This window comes from Phormidium sp. FACHB-1136 (genome assembly GCF_014697375.1).
Classification (GTDB): domain Bacteria; phylum Cyanobacteriota; class Cyanobacteriia; order Phormidesmidales; family Phormidesmidaceae; genus Nodosilinea.
This window is the reverse complement of record NZ_JACJRS010000215.1, coordinates 1-2,692: the sequence shown is the minus strand read 5'-3', so window position 1 is coordinate 2,692 and position 2,692 is coordinate 1. Positions and strand designations below refer to the sequence as shown.

The window sequence follows — 2,692 nt, the reverse complement described above, 5'->3', positions numbered from 1 at the left end:
AGCATGTGGAAGGGGTGCATCAGAATGTTGTGCTCAGCTTGGAACACCAACATGAAGTTGAAGGTACCGGAAATCCCCAGGGGCATCCCGTCAGAGAAGGAGCCTTGACCGATGGGGTAGATCAGGAACACTGCGGTAGCAGCGGCCACAGGAGCGGAGTAAGCCACGCAGATCCAGGGGCGCATCCCGAGGCGGTAGCTCAGTTCCCACTCACGACCCATGTAGCAGAAGACGCCAATGAGGAAGTGGAAAATCACGAGCTGGTAGGGGCCACCGTTGTACAGCCACTCATCCAGGGAAGCGGCTTCCCAGATGGGGTAGAAGTGCAGACCGATAGCGTTGGAGGAAGGAACAACCGCACCGGAGATGATGTTATTGCCGTACATCAGGGAGCCAGCCACAGGCTCACGGATGCCGTCGATGTCCACGGGGGGAGCCGCAACGAAGGCGATAACGTAGCAAGCGGTAGCAGCGAGGAGAGTGGGGATCATCAGCACGCCGAACCAGCCGATGTACAGGCGGTTTTCGGTGCTGGTCACCCACTGACAGAACTGCTCCCACAGGTTGGCGCTCTCGCGCCGCTGTAGAGTCGTTGTCATGATGTATTAGTCCGTTAAGTTGATTGGAGATATATCCCTAGCGAATATGAGAATTCGTTAGGTGTCTTTACAATAGCACACAAAACTAAATTTCGTTGCGGGAAATCTTTTGGAATGGCTGCAAGCGAGCCGCTAGCGAAGCGTCCCTCAATCGTTAGCGACGTAACATTAACGAAGCCATGGCCCTTGTATAAGTAGGAAGGCAAGTAAAAATACGGACTGCGCCCTAAGATAGGTCTCCGTATTCGCGGGGAGTTGGGTTATCTTGCCGATGTCAGCAGCGAGGGGAGGTCTGTAGGCTGAAATTGCGCTAAACACCTTACTGACCGACGTTAAGGCCGCTTCCTTGGCGTTCCTGTCTGTCTGCTATCAATCAGAGTGCGAGCCATGTCTACCCTTGAACGAGCCATTGAACAAATGTTTGCAGCACGACGACTCACCCGCCGTGATCAGCAGATGCTGATGGCCATGTTTGCCAAGCGAGACCTGAGTCCTACCGACGCGGATTTGATTAACCGTGTGTACGAAGCCCTAAGCCAGGGTCGTTTGCGTGTTGTTGATTAAGTTATAGAGTCTGCCACCCAGGGATGGAGCATTATCAAGACAGGTGAAATACTAGGTATGCTTCATGCTGTGGCACATACAAGATAGAGGGGCGCTTGAATTCGGCTAATCTGATGCATGGGAAAGGCGAGGGGGTGTCATGCCTAAATCCTCTCCTTATTCCACTTTGGCTTGTTTGTCTCCGGTATTAGCGGGTGAGGAAACCTCGCCCCTACGGCTTGTCGGGCGGGGAATCAGGGTTTTCCCATCCAGATTCGGTCTTACCCCTTGTCCTGCTAACGTGCTTGGATAGATCCCCGGTCTGATCAAACCGTTGCCGCTGATTAAGATGACAGCCTTAGTTTGCGCATGGTTCATCCCTATACTGTGCCATCCATCGCCCACCCTATCCAACCTCCTATGGCCCGACTGTCTGCCGAACTCAACCACTATTTTTTTGAAACGGTTACCACGCCCCAAGTTACCCTCAAGGAAATTTTGACCCTGGCCGGAGAGCGCACCTTCGGCTTTTTGTTTGTGCTGTTGTCATTGCCCTCGGCCCTGCCCATTCCGGCTCCGGGCTATTCAGTGCCCTTTGGCATTGTGCTGCTGCTGTTAGCGGTACAGTTGGTGACCGGTCGCACTCGCCCCTGGATGCCTGAATCTTGGAACGATAAGGCCTTTGATCTGACTTCGGTGCAAAAAATTATCACCGCTGGCACCCCCTGGCTACGGCGGCTAGAGGCCATTTCGCGTCCTCGACTTACTCCCGTTTGTGCCAGCCAACCGGGACGGATTGTGATCGGGGTGGCGATTAGTCTCATGTCTATTTCTATGATGATTCCCATTCCCCTCACCAATACCTTGCCCGCCATGGGCATTTTTGTGACGGGCTTTGGCCTGCTGGATGACGATGGCGCGATTAGCCTGGGTGGGTTGGTGCTGTGTGTGATGGGGGGCACCCTTACGACTCTGGTGCTGCTGTTTGGCTATGAGGCGGTGAAGGCAGGCATTCAACTGATTCGCGGATTTTAAGAGACCTGTTTCCGGCCCATGTTTTGACGCTCACCCCCAGCCCCTCTCCCAGGAAGGCTACTACATACACAGATCTCGTTGCCACGGGCCAAAGGTTGGGAGATCCCCCTAAATCCCCCTTGAAAAGGGGGACTTTAACTCCGGTTCCCCCCTTTTCAAGGGGGGCCAGCAGGGTGGTTTCATACCAGCAAAGAAAAATGAGGATGGGTTGAGATGTTATTAAGACCCTTAACCCATGGCCCTCATAGACCAATTAAAACAAATTCCAGACCATCGCCATCTCCGGGGACGGCGTCATCCGTTGTGGATGCTCCTGATGGTGAGTGTGGTGGGCTTCTTGTGCGGCTATCGGGGCTATCGTCCCCTGGCGGACTTTGCGGCGTTGTATGCCGATGACCTGCGAGAACTTCTCGGGTTAGCGGAGGCCCAACCGATGCCGTCCTACTCTACGTTTCGCCGAACGTCGTTGGCCGTAGATTCCCACGGGTGGGTGGAGGCGTTCAATGCCTGGGCTA

Annotated in this window: 3 protein-coding genes and 1 pseudogene; 3 read left to right on the top strand and 1 reads right to left on the bottom strand. The window is 54.4% G+C overall.

Annotated elements, in window-relative coordinates; genetic code table 11:
* Positions 1–599, bottom strand: a pseudogene (locus H6G62_RS26650) (photosystem II q(b) protein); the annotation flags it as partial.
* Between the two features lie 387 nt (positions 600–986).
* Here H6G62_RS26650 and H6G62_RS26645 point away from each other — a divergent pair.
* The 3 genes from H6G62_RS26645 to H6G62_RS26635 all read left to right on the top strand — a co-directional run.
* Positions 987–1,163 (top strand): hypothetical protein, encoded by a 177-nt coding sequence (locus H6G62_RS26645; RefSeq protein WP_190500803.1) that lies wholly within the window; start codon positions 987–989, stop codon positions 1,161–1,163.
* Between the two features lie 399 nt (positions 1,164–1,562).
* Positions 1,563–2,177: an exopolysaccharide biosynthesis protein gene (locus tag H6G62_RS26640; RefSeq protein WP_190500801.1), complete on the top strand. Its 615-nt coding sequence runs from the start codon at positions 1,563–1,565 to the stop codon at positions 2,175–2,177.
* A 235-nt stretch (positions 2,178–2,412) separates the two neighbouring features.
* Positions 2,413–2,692: transposase family protein (locus H6G62_RS26635; RefSeq protein ID WP_190500799.1), on the top strand; the 280-nt coding region annotated here is incomplete at its 3' end.